This window comes from Mixta intestinalis (assembly GCF_009914055.1).
Taxonomy (GTDB): Bacteria; Pseudomonadota; Gammaproteobacteria; order Enterobacterales; family Enterobacteriaceae; genus Mixta; species Mixta intestinalis.
In genome coordinates, this window is record NZ_CP028271.1 from 2,530,371 (window position 1) to 2,555,343 (window position 24,973).

Annotated in this window: 16 protein-coding genes and 1 pseudogene; 3 read left to right on the plus strand and 14 right to left on the minus strand. The window is 55.0% G+C overall.

Annotated features, from left to right (window positions below):
- Window positions 1–5: 5 nt before the first annotated feature.
- Complete coding sequence (locus C7M51_RS11690) at window positions 6–1,304, minus strand: MFS transporter (RefSeq protein ID WP_160621949.1); 1,299 nt, start codon at window positions 1,302–1,304, stop codon at window positions 6–8.
- A 361-nt stretch (window positions 1,305–1,665) separates the two neighbouring features.
- Here C7M51_RS11690 and C7M51_RS11695 point away from each other — a divergent pair, with 361 nt between their 5' ends.
- From C7M51_RS11695 to C7M51_RS11705, 3 genes are all read left to right on the plus strand, one after another.
- Window positions 1,666–2,775 carry a LacI family DNA-binding transcriptional regulator gene (locus C7M51_RS11695; protein WP_160621950.1) on the plus strand — a complete coding sequence of 370 codons (1,110 nt, stop codon included), beginning with the start codon at window positions 1,666–1,668 and terminating at the stop codon, window positions 2,773–2,775.
- Window positions 2,776–2,874: 99 nt separating this feature from the next.
- Entirely contained in the window at window positions 2,875–3,903 is a 1,029-nt protein-coding gene (locus C7M51_RS11700; RefSeq protein ID WP_160621951.1) for a M4 family metallopeptidase, read from the plus strand.
- Window positions 3,900–4,232: a protealysin inhibitor emfourin gene (locus C7M51_RS11705; protein WP_160621952.1), complete on the plus strand. Its 333-nt coding sequence runs from the start codon at window positions 3,900–3,902 to the stop codon at window positions 4,230–4,232. Before C7M51_RS11700 ends, C7M51_RS11705 begins: the two co-directional genes overlap by 4 nt.
- 97 nt (window positions 4,233–4,329) lie before the next feature.
- Here C7M51_RS11705 and C7M51_RS11710 read toward each other — a convergent pair whose 3' ends face one another.
- The 13 genes and pseudogenes from C7M51_RS11710 to C7M51_RS11770 form a co-directional block, all read right to left on the minus strand.
- Window positions 4,330–6,777: a glucose/quinate/shikimate family membrane-bound PQQ-dependent dehydrogenase gene (locus tag C7M51_RS11710; protein WP_160621953.1), complete on the minus strand. Its 2,448-nt coding sequence runs from the start codon at window positions 6,775–6,777 to the stop codon at window positions 4,330–4,332.
- Window positions 6,778–7,300: 523 nt separating this feature from the next.
- On the minus strand, window positions 7,301–7,525 hold the full coding sequence (locus C7M51_RS11715) for a zinc ribbon domain-containing protein (RefSeq protein WP_160621954.1): 225 nt from the start codon (window positions 7,523–7,525) through the stop codon (window positions 7,301–7,303).
- A gap of 139 nt (window positions 7,526–7,664) precedes the next feature.
- Entirely contained in the window at window positions 7,665–9,161 is a 1,497-nt protein-coding gene (gene der, locus C7M51_RS11720) for a ribosome biogenesis GTPase Der (RefSeq protein WP_160621955.1), read from the minus strand.
- Window positions 9,162–9,330: 169 nt separating this feature from the next.
- Window positions 9,331–10,513: pseudogene (bamB, locus tag C7M51_RS11725) on the minus strand (outer membrane protein assembly factor BamB).
- A gap of 19 nt (window positions 10,514–10,532) precedes the next feature.
- Window positions 10,533–11,150, minus strand: a complete 618-nt coding sequence (locus C7M51_RS11730; RefSeq protein WP_160621956.1) for a YfgM family protein — start codon at window positions 11,148–11,150, stop codon at window positions 10,533–10,535.
- 36 nt (window positions 11,151–11,186) lie between these two features.
- Window positions 11,187–12,461: a histidine--tRNA ligase gene (gene hisS / locus C7M51_RS11735; RefSeq protein WP_160621957.1), complete on the minus strand. Its 1,275-nt coding sequence runs from the start codon at window positions 12,459–12,461 to the stop codon at window positions 11,187–11,189.
- A gap of 141 nt (window positions 12,462–12,602) precedes the next feature.
- On the minus strand, window positions 12,603–13,724 hold the full coding sequence (ispG, locus tag C7M51_RS11740) for a flavodoxin-dependent (E)-4-hydroxy-3-methylbut-2-enyl-diphosphate synthase (RefSeq protein ID WP_160621958.1): 1,122 nt from the start codon (window positions 13,722–13,724) through the stop codon (window positions 12,603–12,605).
- A gap of 41 nt (window positions 13,725–13,765) precedes the next feature.
- Window positions 13,766–14,803 carry a cytoskeleton protein RodZ gene (gene rodZ, locus C7M51_RS11745; RefSeq protein WP_160621959.1) on the minus strand — a complete coding sequence of 346 codons (1,038 nt, stop codon included), beginning with the start codon at window positions 14,801–14,803 and terminating at the stop codon, window positions 13,766–13,768.
- Entirely contained in the window at window positions 14,793–15,530 is a 738-nt protein-coding gene (gene pilW / locus C7M51_RS11750) for a type IV pilus biogenesis/stability protein PilW (RefSeq protein ID WP_160621960.1), read from the minus strand. Before pilW ends, rodZ begins: the two co-directional genes overlap by 11 nt.
- Before the next feature lie 94 nt (window positions 15,531–15,624).
- Complete coding sequence (rlmN, locus tag C7M51_RS11755; protein ID WP_160621961.1) at window positions 15,625–16,794, minus strand: dual-specificity RNA methyltransferase RlmN; 1,170 nt, start codon at window positions 16,792–16,794, stop codon at window positions 15,625–15,627.
- A gap of 184 nt (window positions 16,795–16,978) precedes the next feature.
- Window positions 16,979–17,410, minus strand: coding sequence for a nucleoside-diphosphate kinase (ndk, locus tag C7M51_RS11760; RefSeq protein WP_160621962.1), 432 nt, complete (start codon window positions 17,408–17,410; stop codon window positions 16,979–16,981).
- A 177-nt stretch (window positions 17,411–17,587) separates the two neighbouring features.
- Window positions 17,588–19,912, minus strand: coding sequence for a peptidoglycan glycosyltransferase PbpC (gene pbpC / locus C7M51_RS11765; RefSeq protein WP_160621963.1), 2,325 nt, complete (start codon window positions 19,910–19,912; stop codon window positions 17,588–17,590).
- 33 nt (window positions 19,913–19,945) lie between these two features.
- The gene (locus C7M51_RS11770) at window positions 19,946–24,916 is read right to left on the minus strand and encodes an alpha-2-macroglobulin family protein (protein ID WP_160621964.1); all 4,971 of its coding nucleotides are present in this window, start codon (window positions 24,914–24,916) and stop codon (window positions 19,946–19,948) included.
- Window positions 24,917–24,973: the final 57 nt, after the last annotated feature.

Genomic DNA, 24,973 nt, shown 5'->3' on the forward strand with positions numbered 1-24,973 from the left:
AGCATTTAAGGTTTTTTAGCGCGGCGCTCGGCCAGCAGAGCAATCAGGAACAGCGCGCCGATCAGGTCGAAAAAGCCCATCGCCACAAACAACGGGCCGAAACCGACCGTGTCGGAAACCGCGCCGATCAGCAGGGAAAAAAGGAAGCTGGCGATCCAGGCGCAGGAGCCGCGCATGCCGTTAACCGTCGCCATCTGGTTTTTATCGAACGACTCCACGACCAGCGCGCTCAGCATGCAGGAGATCACCTGGTGGCCAAAGCCGCCAATAGAGATCAGGGCGATCGCCAGCAAAGGATCTTTAGTTACGGCGACCAGCGTCAGCGACAGCATCAGAAAAGCGCCGGTGACGGAGCTGGCGATCACTGAGTTAATGCGCTGAAAGCCGAACCATTTACGATACAGATTAGTGAGATAGCCGCTGGCGACGCTGCCGATATCGGCCGCAAGGAATGGAAGCCAGGCGAACAGCGCGATCTGTTTAAGATCCATCCCGCGCTCGGTGGCGAGATAAAGCGGCACCCAGAAGCTAAAGACCGCCCAGGCCGGCTCGGCGAGAAAAGCGGGAATGGCGATGCCGTAAAATTTCTTATCGCGGCAGAGTCGCGCCAGCGAGGTAAAAAACGGCAGCTTCGGCAGATCCGGTTCGTTATCTTCGCGGATCAGTTCCAGTTCCTGCTGGCTGAGGTTTGGGTGCTGCTGCGGCGCATGATAGAAACGCCACCACAGTGCCACCCAGATCAGCCCCAGCGCGCCGGAAAAGAGAAAGGCGCCCTGCCAGCCCAGCGTCAGATGAGCGACGACGATAATCGGCGGTGCCAGCATCGCGCCGACAGAAAAGCCTACTCCGGCCCAGCCGGCGGCAACAGGACGCTCTTTTTTTGGAAACCAGTCGGCAATAGCGCGGGCATTAGCGGGCGTGGCGGCCGCCTCAGCACCGCCCATAAAAAAGCGCAGCAGCGCCAGCTGCATCCAGCTTCCTGCCCCGGCGTGCAGCATACATACCAGCGCCCAGAGGGTCGCGCAGATCAGAAAGCCGGTTTTCAGGCCGATCACATCAATCAGCCAGCCGCAGAGCGGCTGAAACAAGGTATAGGCGAGCTGAAACGCCGCCACCACCCAGGAATATTGCTCGGTGGACATATTCAGACTGTCTTTCAGCTCCGGCGCCAGAATCCCCAGCGAATTACGGGTGATGTAGTTAATAGTGATGCCCAGCAGGAAGAGCGCCAGCATCCACCAGCGCAACGCTTTAAATTTGCGGGCGGAGCGGGCTACGGTTGTCTGTTCGGTTTCAATACTCATTTGTCTTCTCCGTCGCCGTCTGTGTTACGGCACGCCCGCCAGCGGGCGTTTCAGTGGGGTATCGAAGGCGACAACAGCGGTGCAATGCGACGGCTTTCACAAAACAGTCCTGTCACCAGCTTAACCCTATGATTATCATTTGCTTTTTCCGGCACGCCATCCACATAGTGAAACGCCGCGCCCGCCCAACAGGGACACCGTTGCAGACTAGCCAGCGGCGTTGGCGGACGAAACCATGTTTTTTGCAAAGATTTTCATTCGCGGGCGTGATGACAACGGCGGCATCGTCTGTAGCCACAGCGGCAGGCTGACCGCTGCTGGTGAAAAAATTTTCATCCGCTGATTTGAAGGGGATCACAAAATGAACGGAAAGTTAAAAATCACTCTGATCGCTCATCAAACCGGGCTATCGATTAGTACCGTTTCACGGGTTCTGGCAGGCAAAGCCAACACCAGTGAATCAGCCCGGCAGAAAGTGATGGCCTGCGCGCGTCAGCACGGCATTTTGCAGCAGCTATCACAGGGCCGACTGATGCTGAACAATCTGGTAATTTTCGCGCCGCCACGCGCCTTCTCAGTACGCACCGATATTTTTTACTACCGGGTGATTCAGAGCATCGTTGAAGCGCTCAGCCCTTATGAAGTTCACCTCAGTTCGTGCGGGCTGGAAGAGGAGCACAGCGACAGTGCGCTGTTCGTCGCAAGGATGAATCATCCGCAGACCCAGGCGGCGCTGATTATCGGCATTGACGATCCGCATATCCATTCGCTGGCGGCGGATCTGAATAAGCCCTGCGTGTTGATTAACTGTAGCGACCGTGAAATGCGTCTCGACAGCGTCTCGCCCGATCATCAGCTGATCGGCGAGTTTTCCGCCAGCTATCTGTTTCAGCAAGGGCATCGCAACATTCTCAATCTGCAGTGCCTGCGACGCACCACTATGGAGCGGCGTCTTGCGGGTATTCGCCAGGCGTGGATGCGGCAGAACCTGACCTTTGAGGCGGAGCAGCATCTGATCGCCACCACCGGCTTCAGCGCTGAAGAGGCGGAGCTGGCGATCGCCAGCTGGCTCAGCGCCCTGCCCGATCGCAGCCGCTGGCCGAGTGCGATTCTCGCCGGCAGCGACTTTATGGCGATGGGCGCGGTCGCAGCCATTCACAAGCTGGGCCTGTCGGTGCCGGATGATATTTCCGTAATGAGCACCGACGGCTGGAATCTGACGGAGATCCACGATGTGCCCCTGACCTCGGTACAGGTGCCACGCGATGAGCTGGGATTTGAAGCGATTCAACTGCTACAGCGCCGACTGCTGCGGCCTGCCGCCCCGCCTTGCAACCTGCTGCTACAGGGAAAACTGACGCTAAGGGAATCGGTGCGCAGCTTCAATGCGCATAAGATGAAACCGGCGCTAAGCACCCACCATCCACAGCTCTACGACGAGGCACATATCATTAATCTTTTTGATAAATAAACTGTCGAAGCGGGCGAACAGCCGCAGGAAAGATCTGAACTACACTTAGCAGGATAAGCTTTCATCAATAAGGGTTATTTCAGCCTAAGGAGAGCATTAATGCTTCGTTTACCTGTCAGCTCGGTTATCCCTCCCTATATCCTGCGTAAAATTATCGATAATGGATCGGGACATCAGCAGGACTATGCGCGCCGTACTTTAAATCACGTTCAGCATCTGATGGCGCAAAGCTGGCAGAAGCCAACGGCCCCCAAAAACGCCAACGGCGGCCATGTCGATCGTGAGATCTACGATGCGCAAAACAGTGAAAGTTTGCCCGGTACGCTGGTGCGTAAGGAAGGGCAACCCGATAATAATGATGTTGCGGCCAGTGAAGCCTGGGAATACCTCGGCGTCACCTGGGATTTTTTCTGGCAGGCTTACCAGCGCAACTCGCTGGATAATCAGGGCCTGACGCTCAAAGGCACCATTCATTACGGCAAGGAATATCAGAATGCCTTCTGGAACGGGCAGCAGATGGTGTTTGGCGACGGCGACGGCGAGATATTTAATCGCTTTACTATCGCGATTGATGTGGTTGCGCATGAGCTGGCGCACGGCGTCACGGAAACGGAAGCGGGCCTGATCTATTTTGAACAGGCCGGTGCGCTGAATGAGTCGGTTTCCGACGTTTTCGGTTCGCTGGTCAAGCAATTTCATCGTCGTCAAACGGCGGATCAGGCCGACTGGCTTATTGGCGAAGGATTATTAGCGGAAGGCATTAACGGACGCGGGCTGCGTTCGATGGCCGAGCCGGGCAGCGCCTATAACGATCCGATGTTGGGTAAAGATCCCCAGCCCGGTCATATGCGCGACTATATTAAAACACGCGAAGATAATGGCGGCGTCCATCTTAACTCCGGCATTCCAAATCGGGCGTTTTATCTGGCGGCGAAAGCGCTGGGCGGCTACGCCTGGGAGCTGGCGGGGCGTGCCTGGTATGATACCGTCTGTGATAAGGAGCTGCCACAGGATGCGGACTTCGCTACCTTTGCGCAGTTTACCGTGCGCCATGCCCAGAACCGCTTTAACAAAGCGACGGCGCAGACCATTGAAAACGCATGGAAAGAAACGGGTGTTTTATCATGAAAACGTTGCCGGAACTGACCGACGACGCCGTGATCGATCTGGCGCGCGAAGGCGGTTTTGCCTGGATACCTAAACTGGCCGGGCAGCGCCGTATTGCGCTGGGGCAGCTGCCCGATCCACAAAAGGAACGGGTTTGTGAAATCCTGCGTCATTCGCTACCGCTGGGTGAGCCCGCCGATAAGCCGCTTCAGGCAGGGCGCGGCGATCAGTACTACTACCGCATTCAGATCAGCTACAGCACGCAGCAGCACAGCGGCGATATCGTTATCGTTATTCCTGACAGCCTGGCGCCGCCGGAGCTGAAGGCGCTGTGGAAAGAAGGAGAGTAGCTTAGAGATAAAGCCCTGCCGCCTGCAAGACATCGATGCTAAAAAGGGGTGGCATGGCGCGGAATGAAACAAGGCCCCTTACGGGGCCCTGCGGCTTTTACTTATCTGCCTTATCGTCCAGCGCATAGGCAATCACATAATCACCGCGATCCGGCGACTGACGCGCGCCGCCTGCGGAAATCAGGATATATTGCTTGCCGGTGGTCGGTGAGACATAGCTCATTGGGCCGCCCTGACTGCCTACCGGCAGACGCGCTTTCCACACTTCCTTACCGGTTGAGCTATCAAAGGCGCGCAGATAGTAATCCTGCGTACCGGCGATAAATACCAGCCCACCCTGCGTAGCCAGCGTGCCGCCCAGCGTCGGCATACCGATCGGCATCTTCATACGCATTTTCACGCCAAACGGCCCGGTATCCTGCACGGTGCCTACCGGCACCTGCCAGACGATCTGGCGCGTTTTCAGATCGATAGCACTTAGCGTGCCGAACGGCGGAGCCTGGCAGGGAATTCCCAGCGGCGACATAAAGCGGTTTTTATTCACCGCATACGGCGTGCCTTTCAGTGGCACTGCGCCCATACCGGTATTGATAGATTCACCGCCGTTACTGCCGCGTGAAATCGCGTCAGTATTCGCCGGGATCATCTGCACCCACAGACCCAGGCGCATATCATTAACGAAAATATAATGATTATTCGGATCGGTAGAAAGGCTGCCCCAGTTCATGCCGCCCAGTGAACCCGGAAAGCTCAGGGATTTATCGGTACCCGGTACGGTAAACAGACCATCATAACGCATCGATTTAAAGGCGATACGGCAGACCAGCTGATCAAACGGTGTCGCGCCCCACATATCAGACTCTTTCAGCGTCTGCGCGCCGATTTGCGGCATCCCTACCGAACGCGGCTGCGTTTTGGTGTACTGCTCATTCGGGATATTACCTGGATTAACCGGCTGCTCTTTCACTTCGGTCAGCGGCTTACCGGTCAGACGATCCAGCACATACACCTGCCCTGCTTTAGTACCAAATACCACGGCGGGTTTAGTGCTGCCATCCTGCTGCGGGAAATCGATCAGGCTTGGCTGCATCGGGATATCGAAATCCCACAGATCGTTATGAACGGTCTGATAAACCCACTTCTCCTTACCGGTGGTGGCGTCCAGCGCGAGGATCGAAGCGCCATATTTATGATCCAGCGGTGTACGGTTAGCGCCCCACAGATCGACAGAAGAACTGCCCATCGGAATAAAGACAGTGTTCATCGCCGGATCCCAGGACATCGGCGCCCAAGAGTTCGGCGTACTGCGCGCCCAGGTCTGGCCTGGCTGCAACGGCGCGTTCGGTTCAGCGTTGCCCGGATCGAAGGCCCAGCGCATTTGGCCAGTGATTACATCAAAGCCGCGCAGCACGCCGCCAGGCATATCGGTCTGAACGTTGTCCGCAACACGTCCGCCCACTACCACGGTAGTACCTGCCATGGTTGGCGCGGAGGTCAGCTGATATTTGGGATCCTGCGCGTCACCAAGGCCCGCTTTCAGATCGACGATACCGTTCTGACCAAACTGCTGGCAGAATTCACCGTTATCCGCGTTAATCGCGACCAGACGCGCATCGATGGTATTCATCAGAATACGACGCTGACATGTGTCACCCGCAGGCAGTGAAACCGGCGTAATCGGCGTTGAATCAGGTGCCGTTGGCTGCGGTAGCGGCTTATTGATATCAAAGTAAGCCAGGCCACGGCAGCGATTCCAGACTTCTGACTGCGCGTTAATTTCACGCTTCCAGATCTGTTTACCGCTGTCGGCATCGACTGCAATCACGTTGTTATGCGGCGTACACATATAGATACGGTTGCCGATTTGCAGCGGCGTTTGCTGATCTTCTGCACCGTTACCGGTCGGGCTTTCCGGGATATCGCCAGTATGGAATGTCCAGGCGACCTTCAGATCTTTCACATTATCGCGCGTGATCTGATCAAGCGCCACGAAGCGGCTGCCGCCTGAGGTGTTGCCATAATTTTCCCAGTTTTTCTGCGCGTGTGCTTTATCTACCGGCACCAGCGGCAGCGGCTCGCCATCAAAAGCGACGGTCGGATGCGGCTGAAACATCTGCACCAGCGCCACGATCATGCCCAGCGCCAGTACGGCGCTGCCCAGCCAGGCGGCTTTAGCGGCAGGTGCCTTACCGGCCCGCCGACGCAAAGCTGGCAAGGTTAACAACGCAAGAATCATAAAGCCGGTCGGTACCATCAGGCGCGATATCAGCGGCCAGAAATCAAAACCGCCATCGAGAGGCGCCCAAATCAGCGAGCCGATGAATACCAGCGCAAACAGCAGTACGGCAGATGCTTTGCGCCGGAAAAACTGAATAGCGGACAGAATGGTAACAATACCTGCGATCAGGAAGTACTTGCTACCACCAAGCGCTGCGAGCTTACCGCCAGCGATAGCAAAGAACAGCCCGGTGGCCAGCAGCACCAGACCCAGTAGTATGCACCATATACCCAGACCTTTTGCAGGCCGGGTGGTTGTTTGAACCATAATAACACTCTCCTGGTGAAACCAAGGCTTAGCAATAAAACAGGAGTCACCTGACCCTTTTTTCGGGCCAGTGCGGCTTTTATTATCAAGCCATTACATACAGATAACTTTGGACGGAATTATCCCATCGTCAGCATCCTGCCTTTTTACCGCCAGCGTCTGCTGCGCGGCTCAAAAAGAAGGTAGACCAACGAAGCGAATTGTACCAATCGGTACGTAATGAGATAAACAAAAAATTAACAACAATATAAAAATCCGCACTTTTGCTGCAAAAAATTAAAATATTGAGAGGGGATAAGATCGGTAAAGAAGGAGAAAGACAGAAGCAGAAGCAGAAGCAGAAGCAGAAGCAGAAGCAGAAGCAGAAGCAGAAGCAGAAGCAGAAGCAGAAGCAGAAGCAGAAGCAGAAGCAGCCTGAACCAGCTTTCTGTTACAGGTAAACAAAAACATTTATCGGAGGATAGAAGTTAACCAAGCTGCGTAAAGAGCCACCAGCCAGCCAGGATAAATTAACCGAAAAGCTTTATTTAAGCAGGCGCTGCGCCACAAATTCGACGCGCTTTTTTGATATCAGGCCGTGACCGTGCTGACAAAAATAATCCGTCGCGCCACATGCTTTCAGCACCTGTAGCGGCTGATGACAATCGGGACATTGCGCCTGTCTCTCATAGCGCGTGCCGCACTGTTCGCAATAAAACTCGCTATCGTCGAAAACCAGCGGCTGCTGACATTTTTCGCACTGAGGCATACAAATCTCCTGACTGGATACGGCTGAAGCGAAGTCGTGGTATCACATAATGATAAAGCGGCCCGGAAAAAGAATCATGCGATAAATCATACTGGCGCTTCCGCTAAACAAAAAGGCCGCATTTCTGCGGCCCCTGAGCTTAACGCTTATTCTTTTTCAAATGTGACATTAAGCGTTTACGCTTGCGCTGCTGGTTAGGTGTCAGCAGATTGCGCTTACCCGCAAAGGGGTTGTCCCCTTCTTTAAACTGGATACGAATCGGCGTACCCATTACGTTCAGTGAACGACGGAAATAGTTCATCAGGTAACGCTTGTAAGTATCGGGCAGGTCTTTAACCTGGTTGCCGTGAATCACCACAATTGGCGGGTTATAGCCGCCCGCGTGTGCATACTTCAGCTTCACGCGTCGTCCACGTACCAACGGCGGCTGATGATCTTCAGAAGCCATATTCATAATGCGTGTCAGCATTGAGGTACCGACGCGGCGCGTTGAACAGTCATAGGCTTCGTTGATTGACTCAAACAGGTTACCCACCCCGCTACCGTGCAGCGCAGAGATAAAGTGAACACGGGCGAAATCAATAAAGCCCAGACGGAAATCAAGCGTCTCTTTTACCTGGTCTTTAATTTCCTGCGACAGGCCATCCCACTTGTTAACCACAATTACCAGTGAGCGCCCACTATTCAGGATAAAGCCAAGCAGCGACAGATCCTGATCGGAAATCCCCTGACGGGCATCAATCACCAGCAGTACCACGTTAGCATCTTCAATCGCCTGCAAGGTCTTAATCACCGAGAACTTTTCTACCGTATCGGTAACCTTGCCGCGCTTACGAACCCCTGCGGTATCGATCAGAATATATTCACGTTCGTCACGTTCCATCGGAATATAGATACTATCGCGCGTGGTGCCGGGCATATCGTAAACCACGACACGGTCTTCGCCCAGAATACGGTTGGTAAGCGTTGACTTACCTACGTTTGGACGACCTACGATAGCGATTTTCACCGGCAGCCCCGTAGGATCAAAATCCTCTTCTTCCGCTTCGGCGTCCGGATCTTCACCACGCTCTTTCGCTTCCAGCGCGGCCCAGTAGGCCTCGTTTTCTTCCTCTTCGCTCAGCGGCTCCGCTGGCACAACCTTATCCATCCATGGCAGCAGCGCCGTTTCCAGCAGCGTCGTCACGCCACGTCCGTGCGATGCGGCGATAGCGTGAATATCTCCCAAACCCAGCGCGTAGAAATCCACGATCGCGCTGTCGGCATCCAGGCCATCGGTTTTATTCGCTACCAGAAACGTTGCCTTTTCACGTGAACGCAGATGTTTGGCAATCGCCTGATCGGCTGGCATCAGGCCAGCACGGGCGTCAACCATAAACAGCACCACGTCCGCCTCTTCAATCGCCAGCAGCGACTGTTCCGCCATACGCGTTTCCACACCGTCTTCGGTGCCGTCAATACCGCCGGTGTCGATGACGATAAATTCCCGTCCTTCTACCTCGGCGCGCCCGTACTTACGATCGCGCGTCAGACCTGGGAAATCTGCCACCAGCGCATCGCGGGTGCGCGTTAAACGGTTAAACAGGGTGGATTTGCCCACGTTAGGACGCCCAACCAGCGCGACCACAGGTATCATAGATAATGCCTCATTACGAAACTAAAAATCAGAAGCCGGAACAGGACAATACAGGGAGTCAAACTTATCCGGTTCAGGTTGAAGGCGCTAAGGATAACACGCCATCAGAAAAACGAAACGGCCCCTGTAGGCCAGGAGCCGTTATCAATAGTACAGCAGATGCCGACGATTAACGTGCGATAGAATAAACTTCGCCGTTTTTCGCCTGAATCAGCAGTCTGTCGCTGGCAACTACCGGTTCCGTCAGGAAGCCAGAGCTGTCAACCTTCTGCTGCGCCACAAAGCGCCCATCATCCGTATTCAGCCAGTGCAGATAACCTTCGCTGTCGCCAACCACAATATAGCCGTTATAAAGCACCGGAGAGGTCAGGTTGCGATGCAGCAGATCGCTTTGACGCCAGATGGCAACGCCACCGTCAGCATTCAGCGCAATCACGCGATCGTCCTGATCGACCAGGTAGATACGGCCCGCATCGACGATAAAGTCTTTCACTGAGCCAATTTCACGCTTCCATAAAATCTGACCGGAACGCAGATCCAGCGCCGTCAGATTACCGTTATAGGCCAGCGCGTACACCACGCCGTTAACGATAACCGGAGTGGTATCGACATCGCTCAGACGATCGATCTCTGTCGCACCGCTCGGCTGAGAAATACGCTGCTGCCAGATAAGCTGGCCCTGGTTGAGGATAACCGCGCTGACGCGTCCGTTATCACCACCAACGATCGCACCGCCAAATGCGGTAGCAGGCGCTGACTCACCGCGCAGCGAGAGTGCCGGCATGTCCAGATTTACCGTCCATTTCACCGCACCGCTGCTCTGATCCAGCCCCCTGCAACATACCGTTGCTGGTATGGATTAGCACCAGACCATCGCTGACCACCGGACGAGAAAGCGCTTCGCCAGCAACGTTGGTTTGCCAGGCAATGGAACCATCTTCGCTGTTCAGTGCATACACCTGCGCACGTTCACTGCCGATATAGATATGCTCACCGGCAGCAGTGACGCCGCCTGACAACAGCGCTGACGTATTTTTCGAGAAGAAACCGTTATCGGTAGAAAGATTAACCTTCCACTTCTGTTTGCCATCAATGGCGTTCAGCGCCTTAACGATACCGAAACGATCGGCCGCATAGACGGTATCGGCCTGCCAGGCTGGATGCAGATTTGAGTGGAAGTCGCCGATACCGTCACCGACGGAGGTGCTCCATATTTCCTGCGGATCAAACTGGTTTTCCACTTTCGGCAACGGGGCCATTTTAACGACATCTTCTTCGCCGCTGAACAGCGAGCAACCGCTAAGTAAGGTGACGGAAATCAGCCCTGGCAGCAGGTATTTACGTAATTCCATGCGCTCTCTCTTGAATGGCTTAGCCTAAGTTATTCATTTTCATCTGCATCATTTCTTTCAGCGCCGGTGACGCTTCGGAAGCGATCCCCTTGCTCCAGGCATCGCGGGCGCCCTGCTTATCGCCCTTGCTCAGCAGCGCTTCGCCACGGATATCCGCAACGATAGCAGACCAGCCTTCGCCTTTTACGCCATCCAGCGTTTTCAGCGCGTCGTCAGCCTGTTTCTGCTGTAGCTGAATGCGCGCCAGGCGCAGATTCATTACCGCCAGCAGATTGGCATCTTTGGTATTTTTAACTCCGTTTTGCAACTGCGTGGCCGCTTTTGCCAGCTCATTCTTATCGGCATACTGCTTCGCCAGATCGAGCGAAGCGAGCGCGCCATAGGTGTTGCTGTTTTCACTGACAAATTTCGCTACCGCTTCCAGCGTTTGCGGCTTACTGCTGTCCAGCGCACGGGTGAGCTGTTCATAGCTGGCCGAAACCTCACGTGCGGAACTATCCTGATGGGTGTTCCAGTAACGCCAGCCACCCAGCACGCCAATTCCCAGCACGATGCCGATCGCTAATGCTTTGCCGTTATTGGCGAAAAAACGACGGAGCGCATCCACCTGTTCGTTTTCGTTGCTGTAAACTTCCACGCAATCCTTCTCCTTAACTGTTCGCGCCGTAGGGTTTTATGCCAGCAGTGTCAGCAGCGTGGCGGCAACATCGTCCTGCGCCAGCGTCTGTTGCTCACCGCTGCGCAGGTCTTTAACCACCACCTGCCCGGCGTTCATTTCATCTTCACCCAGCACCAGCGCAACGCGAGCACCCCATTTATCGGCGCGGGCAAACTGCTTCTTAAAGTTACCACCGCCGAAGTTGGTCATCAGCTTCAGCGTCGGGGCGGTATCACGCACCCGCTCCGCCAGCTGCATCGCCGCAACCTGCACGCCCTGGCCCGAAGCGATAACATAGACATCAACAATGCGGGACGGTTCAAATTCAGGATTAACCGCCTGAACCAGCAGCACCAGCCGCTCCAGCCCCATCGCAAAACCGACGGCTGGCGTCGCACGCCCGCCCAGCTGTTCAACCAGGCCATCATAACGCCCGCCTGCACAAACGGTACCCTGCGCGCCCAGGCTGTTAGTCACCCATTCAAACACGGTACGGTTATAGTAGTCGAGGCCGCGTACCAGACGCTGATTGACGGTGTAGGCGATACCAACGCTATCGAGCAGCGCGCACAGCCCATCAAAATGAACTCGTGACTCTTCATCCAGATAGTCGCCCAGCGTCGGAGCATCGTTTAACAGCACCTGTACGTCCGGGTTTTTGCTGTCCAGCACGCGCAGCGGGTTGCTGTACATGCGGCGTTTACAATCTTCGTCCAGCTTATCTTTATGTTGTTCCAGGAAGGCAACCAACGCTTCACGGTAGCTGGCGCGCGCTTCCAGCGAGCCGATAGAGTTTAGCTCCAGGCGAACGTGATCGGCGATGCCCAGCGCCTTCCACCAGCGCGCAGTCATCATAATCAGCTCGGCATCAATATCAGGCCCCTGGAGGCCGAAAACTTCTGCACCAATCTGATGGAACTGACGATAGCGTCCTTTCTGCGGACGCTCATAGCGGAACATCGGCCCTATATACCACAGACGCTGCTCCTGATTATAGAGCAGACCATGTTCAATACCTGCACGTACGCAGCCAGCGGTGCCTTCAGGCCGCAACGTCAGACTTTCGCCGTTGCGATCTTCAAAGGTATACATCTCTTTTTCCACCACGTCGGTGACTTCACCGATCGCACGCTTAAACAGCGGCGTATGTTCAACCACGGGCAGACGGATTTCGCTATAGCCATAACTGGCCAATACCTGCTTTAAAATCCCTTCGATGCGCTGCCAGACAACGGTGTCGGCTGGCAAATAGTCGTTCATGCCGCGGATGGCCTGGATGTTCTTCGCCACGTCATTTCTCTCTTTATTCAAATTACACCGGACAAACTTTCCGGTCGTTCCTGCGATAGCGCCGGAATCTCAACAGAAAAAAACCTGCACGGCCAAAGCCGTTCAGGTTCAGTCAGCGCGCCATTGATATGACGCCGACAATTATTTTTCCACCTGCTGCACATCAATGCGGCGGGTTTCATCAAGCATCGCCGCTTTAGCGCGAATACGTGCTTCAAGCTGGTCGATCATATCCTCATTATCGAGACGGTCGCGCTGACGCACGCCATCCTCATAGAAGCCGCTTTTTTTATTGCTGCCGGTAACGCCCAGAGTAGAAACCAGCGCCTCGCCCGGCCCATTAACTACACAGCCGATAATGGAAACGTCCATCGGCGTGATGATATCTTCCAGACGCTGCTCGAGCGCATTAACCGTGCCGATGACGTCAAATTCCTGACGTGAACAGGTTGGGCAGGCGATAAAGTTAATACCACGGGTGCGAATACGCAGCGACTTCAAAATATCAAAGCCAACTTTCACTTCTTCTACCGGATCGGCCGCCAGCGAAATACGCAGGGTATCACCGATACCTTCGGAGAGCAGCAGGCCAAGGCCAATAGCAGATTTCACCGCGCCTGCACGTGCGCCACCCGCCTCGGTGATCCCTAAATGCAGCGGCTGATCGATCTGTTTTGCCAGCAGGCGGTAAGATTCTACGGCAAGAAAGACGTCAGAAGCTTTGACGCTAACCTTAAACTGATCGAAATTCAGGCGATCGAGGTGATCCACATGACGCATCGCAGATTCCAGCAGCGCCTGCGGCGTCGGTTCGCCATATTTTTCCTGCAAATCTTTTTCCAGCGAGCCAGCGTTAACGCCGATGCGGATAGGAATGTTTTTATCACGCGCGCATTCTACTACCTGGCGGATACGCTCATTATTGCCGATGTTGCCGGGGTTGATGCGCAGACAGTCCACGCCATATTCGGCCACTTTCAACGCGATGCGATAATCAAAGTGGATATCGGCAACCAGCGGAACATTAACCTGCTGTTTGATAAATTTGAAGGCTTCCGCCGCGTCCATAGTGGGAACCGAGACACGAACGATGTCTACGCCTACGCGCTCCAGCGCTTTAATTTGTTTAACCGTCGCTTCCACATCCGTGGTGCGCGTATTGGTCATGGACTGGACGGCGATAGGCGCGCCGTCGCCCACTGGCACCTTGCCGACGTAAATACGCGTTGATTTGCGACGGATAATGGGTGCTTCGTTATGCATGCTGTTTCTCCATAATTGCCGCGAAGCAGCGCTAAGGGGGATTACTGAGCCCCAAGCGTCAGGCGAGCAACCTGGTTGGTACGAATAAAACGACTTAAATCCACCGGCTGTCCCTGGTAATGAATCTGCACAGCCGCCGGTGCGCCAATTTTCAGACGATAAGGCGCAGTGCCGGAAAGGCTGAGTTTACCACCACTGCGTTGCATCCCGCTGAACAGTTTTTTCCCGGACGCATCGGCAACTTCCAGCCAGCAATCCGCATTGAAATTTAACACGATGGTATTGGCATCAGCCGCCGGTTCGCTAACGCTGGCGCTGCCGACAGGTAAAGGCGAAGCAGCATTATCAGCCGCAGCCGTTGCGGTATCAACCGGTGCCTGGCTGGGAGAAACGACATTATTGTCACTACTGTTGGCCACGGCAGCAGGCGCGGCAGGATTAGCCGTAACCGCTGGTGCAGCGCTATCGCCTGCCGTATTGCTGGCGTTTGTATTGGTGGTGGCAGCGCTATTCAGCGGGACGCTGGTGCTTTCAGGCTGCTGCGCCGGTACGGATGTCTGAGCAGCGCTGCTATTGTCGCCGCTGGTATCGGTTAAAGGAATGGATTGGCTGTTGTCGCCGCTGACGTTGCCCTGATCGGATAATGACACCAGATCTGCCTGCGCTGCCTTATGGTTTTGCCACCACCAGGCGCCGGTAAGGCCAACGACCACGAAGACCACCAGCCAGGTAAAGATCATCAGCCAGCCATCGCGCTTTTTACGACGTTTGCCCAATGAAAAGCTCTGCATCGGCTCGACTTTTGCTGCCCGCACCGGTGCCTGCTTCGCCATCATCGGCAGCAGATCCTCTTCCGGTACATGCACCAGACGGGCATAGGAGCGAATATAGCCGCGTAAAAAGGTAGACGCTAAATCAGCTGGCGCTTTGTCCTCTTCAATGTCCCGCACGGTTGAAAGTTTCAGGCACAAACGCTCAGCAACATTTTGCTGCGTCAGACCCATCTGCTCACGGGCGGCACGCAGGCGGGCACCTGTGGAATTTGCTGCTGTTGTATCTTGAGTGGCTTCAGTATTCATTAGCTAAAAAATGCTGGTACTGTATCGATTGTGGAAAATTTTGCGCCAGTTGCTGACCGTAACGTGCTTCATCTACGGCCCGCTGTTCCAGCGCAGCGAAACGAATCTCCAACCACAGGCTTTCTGCTGTTGCAGGTGCGCTGTGATGATATACCCCTAACAAAAGCCGCGTTGGTTCCGGCTCCTGCTGTTCAAGATGTTTTTCAGCTTCCGCCAGTAGCGCATCCGCTTTCTGCCGGTCAATCTGCAACGCCGCTAATAACGTCAGTCGTGCAGCTGCATAGTCACCCTGCTGCAGATAACAATAACCGGCGCGCTCCTGGCTGTCAGCCCTTGCTACGGAAGAATTCAGTGCCGCGGCAAGAGTAAATTGTTGATGCGCCGCATCATACTGCCCTAAACCGCAAAGAAACGCACCGTAATTGTTAAGCGCATAACCATTTTCCGGTGCATTTTTCAGCGCCGCCTGATAATACTGCTGCGCTTCGGCGATATGCCCCTGTTGCTGATGAAGACGCGCCATCGCCAGCAGAACGCGATAATCCTTTGGCGCATCCTGCAATGCTCGCTGTAAATTGCGTCTTGCCGCTGGCCAGTCACCCTGAGAAAGATAAATCAGCCCTAATTGCAGGCGTATTTCCCCACTGGCACTGGCCTGACGCTCTACGCTACAACCTGATAACGATAGCGCGCACAATAACATCAGCCACCGTAATCCCTTACGCATGCTGCCTCCGTTTGCTATGAAGTCTGGTATGTTACGCCAAACTCAGCAAGGCAGGCAGCCTGTAAAGCCGGAAAAAAGGATTTCCTGCTCGCTTTCAGAGCGCTCTCACAGATATTTGTTCACCAGCCATTTTTTTGCGCAGCGTACGCTTGGTACGGTCGATAACATCCCCAGCCAGCTGACCGCAGGCCGCATCGATATCATCGCCACGCGTTTTACGCACAATAGTGGTAAAGCCATAGCTCATCAGAACCTTGGAAAAACGATCGACCCGGCTGTTGGAGCTGCGACCATAAGGCGCACCGGGGAAGGGATTCCAGGGAATCAGGTTGATTTTACAAGGCGTATCTTTCAGCAGCTCAGCCAGCTGGTGCGCATCATCAGTGCTGTCATTGATATGATCCAGCATGACATATTCAATCGTCACGCGCCCCTGATTAGCGTTCGATTTTGCCAGATAGCCACGTACAGATTCGAGGAAAGTGGCGATATTGTACTTTTTATTGATCGGCACAATTTCATCACGAATAGTATCGTTCGGCGCATGCAGAGAAATAGCCAGCGCCACATCAATCATATCGCCCAGCTTATCCAGCGCAGGTACAACGCCTGAGGTAGAAAGGGTTACACGACGTTTGGAAAGGCCGAAACCGAAATCATCCAGCATAATTTCCATCGCCGGAACGACGTTAGTCAGGTTGAGCAGAGGTTCGCCCATACCCATCATCACGACGTTGGTAATAGGACGCTGGCCGGTTACTTTAGCAGCACCGATAATTTTCGCCGCGCGCCAGACCTGACCAATAATTTCAGAAACGCGCAGGTTACGGTTAAAACCCTGCTGTGCAGTTGAACAGAATTTACACTCCAGCGCACAGCCCACCTGGGAGGAAACGCACAACGTAGCGCGGTCGTCTTCAGGGATATACACCGTTTCAACTAACTGATCGCCGACGCGAATGGCCCATTTAATCGTGCCATCGGTAGAGCGTTTTTCTTCAGCCACTTCCGGGGCGCGAATTTCGGTTAACTGCTTAAGCTTATTACGCAGCACCTTATTGATATCGGTCATTTCATCAAAATCATCACTGCAATAGTGATAGATCCATTTCATAACCTGATCGGCGCGGAAAGGCTTTTCACCCAAAGAGATAAAAAATTCGCGCATCTGCTGACGGTTCAGATCGAGCAGATTAATTTTTTCATTTTTTGGGGAAACAACAGCAGGAGATACAGACGACGGCGTCACAGTATGTTCGGACATAATTTTCTCTGGCCTCGTTATTACACGTTATGGCCCTGGTTAGGGATAAAAAAGAAGCGCCCTCGCTGAGTAAACTCATGAGGGCGCATAATTGTACAAATAACTGTGGCGCGAAGCTATTGTGCGCCCGGATTACCTGACAATTAAATTGTAACTGTCGTTGTGCAACCAGACGTTCCGTTAATTAACGGGTACGCGGGCAAATTTCATTTTCACCGAAGAAGAAAGCGATTTCACGCGCCGCAGATTCCAGAGAGTCTGAACCGTGAGTCGCGTTTTCGGTGAAGCTGTCAGCATAATCCGCACGCAGCGTGCCTGCCAGCGCGTTAGCCGGGTTAGTTGCGCCCATCAGATCGCGGTGACGCTGAACGGCATTTTCGCCTTCCAGGACGGAAACTACGATCGGACCGGAGGTCATAAATTCAACCAGACCGTCAAAGAAAGGTTTGCCGTTGTGCTCAGCATAAAAACCTTCTGCCTGCTCTTTGGTCAGGTGCAGCATCTTTGCAGCAACAATTTTGAAACCTGCGGTTTCGAAACGATTATAGATGGCACCGATTACGTTTTTTGCCACCGCGTTCGGTTTTACGATGGAAAAGGTACGTTCTACTGTCATTTTGACCTCTGTCTTAACTTCCAGGTTAAGTCGGTTGTGAATAGTTTGATACCGACCTGTGAAAACGGCGCCGATTATAGGGATGTAAAGCCAGCTTGCCTACCGGAGTTTCCGCAATTTCCTGAAAAAATATGATCGGCTTCGCGTAGCTGACTTATTAATGCACTCTGACGCCTGTCACTCCACGCGAAAAGATACCGTAGCAACCTGACCAACATCATCCAGTACGCTGAGCTGATACTGCCCGGCCCGTTGAAAAACCATCCGCTGTGTAAACCCCTTTTTCTCTGTGTTCAACACTTCACCATTAAGAAACCACCATCGTTCCTGCCCTTCTCCTCCCTGCACCGTAATGCTGAGCGTCAGTTCCGTTTTTCCTGGTAAGCGGCGCAGGACTTGTCCATCACGCACGCCGGTTATCAATAATGGCAGCGCGCTATGCTGTAACGCTGGCGGACAGCTGGATGAAACGGGCGGCAGGCGCTGCGATCGCTGTTCACCCGCAAGCAGCCAGGGCTCCAGCGGCATAGGCCACAGCACAACGCGCCGTGGCTGCGCCCCGCTACAGTCAGCAGCAACCCGTTCGCCGGATTCATTAATCCAGACGGTTTGTTGCAGACCAAACAGACCTTCCTGACCTGCGGCAAGCAGCGTCGGCGGCGTAGTACCGTTTAATATCCAACTTTGCCGTTGCTGGCGGCAATTATCGTCATCTGCTGATAATGGCTGCCCACCCGGCCAGCAGAGTGTAGCGGCGCTAACGCTGGTCGGTCGCGGGTCAACAGGCAGAACTCGCCCACGTAGCTGTGGCGAAGCCATTAGCAGATGATGCAGCTGATTCAGTACCGGAACGGCACTAGCCACGCCATATTGACCGGCTACGGGTGTGCCATCGGGACGTCCTACCCAAACCCCAATCAGATAACGTGCATTGATACCGATAGCCCAGGCATCGCGGTAGCCATAGCTGGTGCCGGTTTTCCACGCCAGCGGTACCACCGCAGGCAGCATGCTATCAGGCCGTGGCTGCGCCTCACCAGCAAGAATGCGCCGCACAATCCAGGCGGCACCAGGCGATAACAGAGGCCGTTCTACCAGCACATCGTCCTTTAGCAGACGTAGCCGCGCCGCCCGTCCGTGACGGGCAAAAGCACCATATGCCGCCACGATCTCCTCCATACTTGCACCGGCTCCCCCCAAAATAAGCGACAAATTAGGCTCAGCCGCCGCAGGGAAACGTAGGATAAGCCCGGCATTACGCAGGGCTGCGGTCATCCGTTTTGGGCCATACGCTTCCAGCAGCTGTACCGCCGGAAGATTGAGCGAGCGCACCAGCGCCTCACTGGCGCTGACCGGCCCATGAAATCCAGTGTCAAAGTTTCCCGGCCGATAATCACCAAAGCGGCGAGGTACATCCTGCAACAAAGATTCAGCGGCAATCAATCCATCATCAAGCGCCAGCCCATACAGAAAAGGCTTTAGTACCGAACCGGGCGATCGCACACGGCTGACCATATCCACATGACCAAAACGACTGTCATCGTTTAAATCAACCGATCCCATCCAGGCACGAACCTGCATGGTGGTATGATCAACCACCAGCACCGCCATTGAGGTTCGCGGTGGTAACGTGCTTTTCCAGCCTTGTGCCAGTGCCTCAACCTGTCGCTGTAGTGAAGCGTCGATGGTGGTAGTGATTTTATTCTGCTTTGATAATGAGAGCGTTCGTCGCGCCAGTAGCGGTGCCAGCTGCGGCATCTGACGCGGTGCCAGCCAGACCGGCTCCTCCATGATTTCTTCAACGACGTTACGCGGCCAGACGCCGTAGGTTACCAGACGCAGCAGAACTTTATCGCGAGCTGCCCGCGCTCGCTCTGGCCAGCGATCGGGACGCAAGCGACTGGGAGCCTGCGGCAGAACTGCCAACAGCGCAGCTTCACCACGTGTAAGCGTCGCCGGTGATTTCCCCAGCCAGCTCCAGCAGGCTGCACCAATGCCTTCCAGCGTTCCGCCAAAAGGCGCGCGGTTCAGATAAAGGGTCAATATTTCTCGTTTAGAGAGATGCCATTCCAGCTGTAACGCACGCCATGTTTGATGCAGTTTTCCCGCAAAGGTACGCGGCTGCGGATCGATCAGGCGTGCTACCTGCATGGTAAGGGTGCTGCCACCGGAAACGATTCCACCACCACGCAGATCCTGCCAGGCGGCGCGTAAAATCGCCAGCGGATTGACACCCGGATGATGCCAGAACCAGCGATCTTCATAAGTCAGCAGTGCTTCCAGATACCAGGGAGAAACCTCTTCCAGCGTAACCGGATAGCGCCAGACACCGTTTTTATCAGCAAAACGCCATAGCGGAGTATCATCTTCCGCTACCACAACCCGTGCGGGATCCACCTCTCGTAACGGCAACGGCGAGAGTCGATCTGCCAGCCATAACAGGATGGAGAGAAGCAGTAAACCCAGCAGCAGGCTTTTTATCTTACGCAAAACAACCGTCATAAAAATAACGCCCGGAGTTATCCGGGCGCTCGGTTAGCGAACCGTCAGGCGCGTCGGCGTGATGCCGGTTGCGCGCCATTGTGGTACATACATTGATTCTACCTGCGGTGCCGGAATCTGGTAGCTGCCGGGCGTTACCGCCCGCGCCAGATAGAGCAGTTCAGCAGGGCGATAACCGTCCAGATCAATAGCGGCGACAAAACGATCGTCACGAAACTCGATATGCTTGATGCTGGCCTGCTGCATATCGTACATCAGCTCCTGCACGTCACTGGCGCTCTCACCCAGGCTGGCGCTGCTGTCGGCAAGGTTCTGGTTCTCCAGCTCCAGTCCGGCAGGCAGCAGATCGGTTACCAGCGCATCCGGTACGCGCTGCGAAGCTGAAACTGAAAGATGTACCAGCACCAGCTCCCCGCTTTTCAGCCTGTTCAACGCCACAGGTTTACCGTTAAGATCGAGATATTCACGACGCACAGAGAGCGTCTGGCTGACAGGTGACGGCGGAGTTTGCGCATAGCCCACGACATCCAGACGACCATATACCGGCGCAGCGTTCAGGCTGGTCAGAGTGAGATCCTGCGCCAGCTGCGCTTCACTTAGCGACAGAGTGCGGGTAGCATTACCGCTCAGCGGCTGGGCCTGCCCGGTCAGGCTGACCTGCCATTCAACGCCTTTATTGCTCTCCAGCGCTCGCCCGGCCAGGAATAACGCATTATTTTCCTGCGTTGATAGCCAGCGCTGTGCATTTAGCTGCTGCGACAGGTTAACGATCAATCGGTCCTGTGCCTCCGGCAATAGCTGATATTCACGCAACAGCGTCAGAACTTGCGCGCTATCGCGTAGCGGGCTGCCATAATCCTCCAGCCAGTAAATTCCTGTCGGCCGCGTACCGCTGGCTCCCTGCGCCAGCAGCGTGCTGGCGCGTGGCGCATCGCCCATGAGCTTCAGCGCGACGCCCAGCTGTACCAGCGCCAGTCCCGATTTTGCCTGCTGACGTCGCTCATAGAGCGCGCGCAATGCACCCAGCGGTGCCTTTTGCTGTCGCGCCAGCACCAGCGCGGCGTAGGCCTGCGCACTAAAACGCGTGGCGTCGGCGTTACTGCTGTAATAGGTCGCAATCTGGCTACCATCCTGCAGATAGCGCAGCAGGCGCTCATTACCCTTATCCAGCATCGTTTTTTCAACGCTGTAGCCCTGTTCGCCAGCCCGCGTCAGAAAATCCATCGCGTAAGCGGTAAGCCAGAACTCTTCGGCGCTCTCTTTGCTCCACAGGCCAAAACCACCACTGTAGCGCTGCATCTGCCTGATGCGATCGATACCGGTATCAATCGCCGCATGACGTTCGCTATCGCTGCCGCTCTTGATGCCCAGCGCCGTAAGCTCGGCATGATTAGTGTAAAGCGAAGGCCACAGGCCGCTGACAGTTTGTTCCAGACAGCCATAGGGATAAGCATAGAGTTCACTAATGTAGCGGGCGATATTTAACGGCGGATGCGCGCTGAGCGCCAGCCTGGTTTGTATCGTACCCGGTGCCAGATCCCTGAACGCTTCCGCAGGAAGCTGCCACGGCATATCGGGACGTATTACAGCGTTAAAGCTGCGCGTTTCCGCAGGCCAGGCGGGACGCACGCCTATCGTCCAGTGCTCTTTATCCGGCGCCAAAGTTTCGCCCGGTATTTTCAGCCCGGTGATAGTGGCGTCAAGGCTGCCTTCGCCATAGCCCATGACTGCGCTAACAGGAATGAACAACGTAGTTCGCTGGCCCGCCTGTAGCTGGACCTGCCGCGAAGCATCACCTTGCAGCGTTAACAGGCCGCCAGCCCTTAAATTAACCGTCAGCGTTTGCGCATGGTCCGTCAAGTTGGAGATATCCAGCGCCAGGCGACTGCTGTCGCCACCGGCAAGGAAACGCGGCATCGCCAGCTGCGTTGTTAGCGGCGCGGCGACCATGACGCGGCTTTCTCCTTCGCCAAAATGTTCTTCGCTCCAGGCCTGCGCCATCAAACGTATCTCGCCGTTAAACGCCGGAACTGGCAGAGTAAGCGCCCCTTCGCCATTGGCATCCAGCGTTACCGGCTGTAGCTGCATCGCCAGAATATTAACGTGGTTCACCGGCTGCCGCCCGCCGCGCGCCAGCGGATCCTCATCGTCGCCGTCACCGCCGAAGCGCAAGGTAGCCAGCTGGCCCTTCCCTTCAATAAGTTGATCGTAAACATCATATTGATCAGCGTTATAACGTTTGCGATCAAAGAAGGCCGCGTACGGATCGGGCGTTTTATAGTTGGTAATGTTCAGTACGCCGCTATCTACGGCTGACAGCAGCACCTGTACCTGTTTTGGCAGTTCGCCTGCGGCCACGGTAGCTTTTACCTTCACCGTCAGGTTCTGCTCAGGACGTATTTTCTCCGGTGCTGACAGCGTCAGGTTCAGCCGACGCGCCTCATCCTGCATCGGTAAGTGCAGAATACCTACCGCCCGCTTCGGTGTGGTTCCCTGTGCTTTATCTCCAGGGCGGATCACCAGTGCGCTAAAATAGAGGTCGTGGCGACGCCACGCGCTATCAACGGGCACCTCCACATCCACACCTCCATCTGGCACATCAACCGTTTGCCACCAGAGCGGGCCATTGCCTGACTCCACCAGCAGGTATCCCTTACCTGCGGCAGGCGCTTCAATATGCACCCGCGCTCTGTCACCGGGACGATAGTTAGCTTTATCCAGCTTCAGTTTTACCCGATCGGGGCGAACCGCGCCGGTGCCGTCAGTGTTATCCTGCCAGCTGTAGCCAGCCCAGAAGCGTACGCTGCTGCGCACTTCTTCATCTGGTAGCGTTACCTCAATACGATACGCGCCCCACTCCACCGGGAAAGCAACTTTAGCTTCCCCCTGGGCAGAGAGCGTGATCTGCTGTGTCTCTTCAACCAGATCTTTCTGGTCATAGTGTGACTGCCAGCCCTCGCCTTCAGCAAAGCTCCAGTAATAGTCACGTCGCTCGCGAATCAGGCGCACCTCCACATCCTGCCCGCCCTGCTTTTCACCACGTGCATTCGCCAGCACAATACTAAACTCCGCGCTGCTGTTTTCCTCTACAACTGGCTGACTGGAAGAGGTGTCGCTGCGATAGTCATAGACCGCTTTACTGGCGAAAAGTGGACGAATACCGGGTAATACCTCCGCTGGCCAGATGGACTGGCTTACACGTCGTGTTACCGGGCGGCCGCCGCTTTCCAGCAGGCTGGCCTGTAGAATCAGACGAGCCGGAGAATGAATAGCCTGCCATTCTGACTCTGCGGCGATAAGCCCCTCGCCCTGATTATCCAGCGTCAGCTCGACTTCATCGAGATTACGCTTCAGCTCCTCCTGTTCGGTAATATCACCAAACTGATAGCCCGGCAGGGATGGCAACGCTTCTCGATCGGGCCGTAAAAAGAGCTGACCCTGTAGCTGGTTGCCCGCTGCGGGCGCGCCGTACAGGTAGCGTCCGTTGACATGAAAAGTAATATCCCGATCTGGCATAGCAGGCTGCTCACTGGCCGACAGGCTTAGCGCCATGCGTTCCGGCATAAATTCTTCTACGCTAAATGCCCACTGACGCTGGTGCCCATCGCCCGTATCCACTTGCAGCTTCCAGCGCCCGGTCGGCGCTTCCTGCGGTAACGGATAACGCAGCTGCCACAGGCCGTTTTCCGGCCGCCAGGTTAAGGTATGCGCCACATCGCCATTCGGTTTTATCACTTCCAGCCTGAGCGGTTGAGACGGTAGCGGTTTGCCATCCGCATCGCGCATCAGCGCGTTTGCGATTAGCGTTTCTCCAGGGCGATAGAGATTACGTGGTCCAAAGATAAACAGCTGCTTGTCATAGCCCGGCGGTCCGGCTACGGCGAATTCCGCCAGATCCAGGGCCGGACGACGAAGATCGAGTAGCGTAGTTTGATCGTTTTTCGTTGCCAGGATCAGCCTTGCCTTTGCGTGCCAGGGCAGCGTAACCTGCCCTTGAGCATCGGTAATAGCCTGATTTAACGTTTGCCCCTTTTCATCCAGCATGGTGAGCGTAACGCCATCCATTGGCGCGCCATCTTCAAGCCTCTGGCTAAAAAAATCGAGTTGGGAAGGAAACCGATGTAATGAGAGACCAATATCGCTGAACGTAAACAAGGTGGCGGCATTACTGTAATGGTAAGTCCCTGCCTGCTTCATAACCGCCAGATAAACGCCCGGCTGCGCCAGCGGTTTAATATCGCCAAGCGGCAGCTGTCGCTGTTCACGGGTATTGCGTACCGGATTAAGTTCAAAACGTCCGCTGTAGACCAGATCGGCTTTTTGCAACAATGATGCAGACTGCCAGGTTTGCAGGTTATTACCATATTGCCAACTGGCGATAAAAGCTGGAAGGGAAGCAGTTTTGATGCGGAAAAAGTCAACGTCCACCTGACTAACGTTGAGCGCCATTACCGGCAACCCCTGAGTGACGCGGGTTGGCAACAGCGAACCCCGGCTGGCAAACCCGACCATCGGCTGGATATCTCGCGTGGTCAGCGTCTGTTCTACCGCTTTTTCCAGAGTAGCGCCGTTAGCCGCTTTGATTCCGCCATCAATCTTCACTTTCAGCTGACGCGCTGGTTCCAGGTGACGAAAGCGCAGCGCTTTGCGATTAGTTGACAGCTCCCAGCCACCTTCCACCGCGCCACTTTTGCTGTCGCTCAGATGAGCATACTGACTAAAATCCTGTTGTTCATCCAGCGAGACGGAGAAGGTTACCTCCAGGGTACTGGCACCGTCGAGCTGTACCTCAGAAATGTCGATTACCTGCAACGGCTTACCCTGTTCCCGCGCCAGCTGTGCGGCACGCTGCTCAGCGCTCAGCGCTGGCTCGCTGTTTTTTACCGCTGCGGCTTTATTTGCTGCCGCAGCTGGCGGCGTATCGTTATCAGCGTTATCGCATCCGCTCAGCGCCAACAAACACAATAATAAGGCAACGCCCGCTTTATTCCTTAACCTGGACATAGTTTCTCCATGGCAACAATGCCTGTAAAATTAAGGCGTATTATTACTTGAAAGCGA

Bases quoted from the DNA above. Each gene is read 5' to 3' on its own strand.
- C7M51_RS11715 (WP_160621954.1), bottom strand. From the start codon at position 7,525: ATGCCTCAGTGCGAAAAATGTCAGCAGCCGCTGGTTTTCGACGATAGC.
- ndk (WP_160621962.1), bottom strand. From the start codon at position 17,410: ATGACAGTAGAACGTACCTTTTCCATCGTAAAACCGAACGCGGTGGCA.
- C7M51_RS11695 (WP_160621950.1), top strand. From the start codon at position 1,666: ATGAACGGAAAGTTAAAAATCACTCTGATCGCTCATCAAACCGGGCTA.
- C7M51_RS11705 (WP_160621952.1), top strand. From the start codon at position 3,900: ATGAAAACGTTGCCGGAACTGACCGACGACGCCGTGATCGATCTGGCG.
- pbpC (WP_160621963.1), bottom strand. From the start codon at position 19,912: ATGACGGTTGTTTTGCGTAAGATAAAAAGCCTGCTGCTGGGTTTACTG.
- ispG (WP_160621958.1), bottom strand. From the start codon at position 13,724: ATGCATAACGAAGCACCCATTATCCGTCGCAAATCAACGCGTATTTAC.
- C7M51_RS11700 (WP_160621951.1), top strand. From the start codon at position 2,875: ATGCTTCGTTTACCTGTCAGCTCGGTTATCCCTCCCTATATCCTGCGT.
- C7M51_RS11690 (WP_160621949.1), bottom strand. From the start codon at position 1,304: ATGAGTATTGAAACCGAACAGACAACCGTAGCCCGCTCCGCCCGCAAA.
- C7M51_RS11710 (WP_160621953.1), bottom strand. From the start codon at position 6,777: ATGGTTCAAACAACCACCCGGCCTGCAAAAGGTCTGGGTATATGGTGC.
- der (WP_160621955.1), bottom strand. From the start codon at position 9,161: ATGATACCTGTGGTCGCGCTGGTTGGGCGTCCTAACGTGGGCAAATCC.
- rlmN (WP_160621961.1), bottom strand. From the start codon at position 16,794: ATGTCCGAACATACTGTGACGCCGTCGTCTGTATCTCCTGCTGTTGTT.
- rodZ (WP_160621959.1), bottom strand. From the start codon at position 14,803: ATGAATACTGAAGCCACTCAAGATACAACAGCAGCAAATTCCACAGGT.
- pilW (WP_160621960.1), bottom strand. From the start codon at position 15,530: ATGCGTAAGGGATTACGGTGGCTGATGTTATTGTGCGCGCTATCGTTA.
- C7M51_RS11770 (WP_160621964.1), bottom strand. From the start codon at position 24,916: ATGTCCAGGTTAAGGAATAAAGCGGGCGTTGCCTTATTATTGTGTTTG.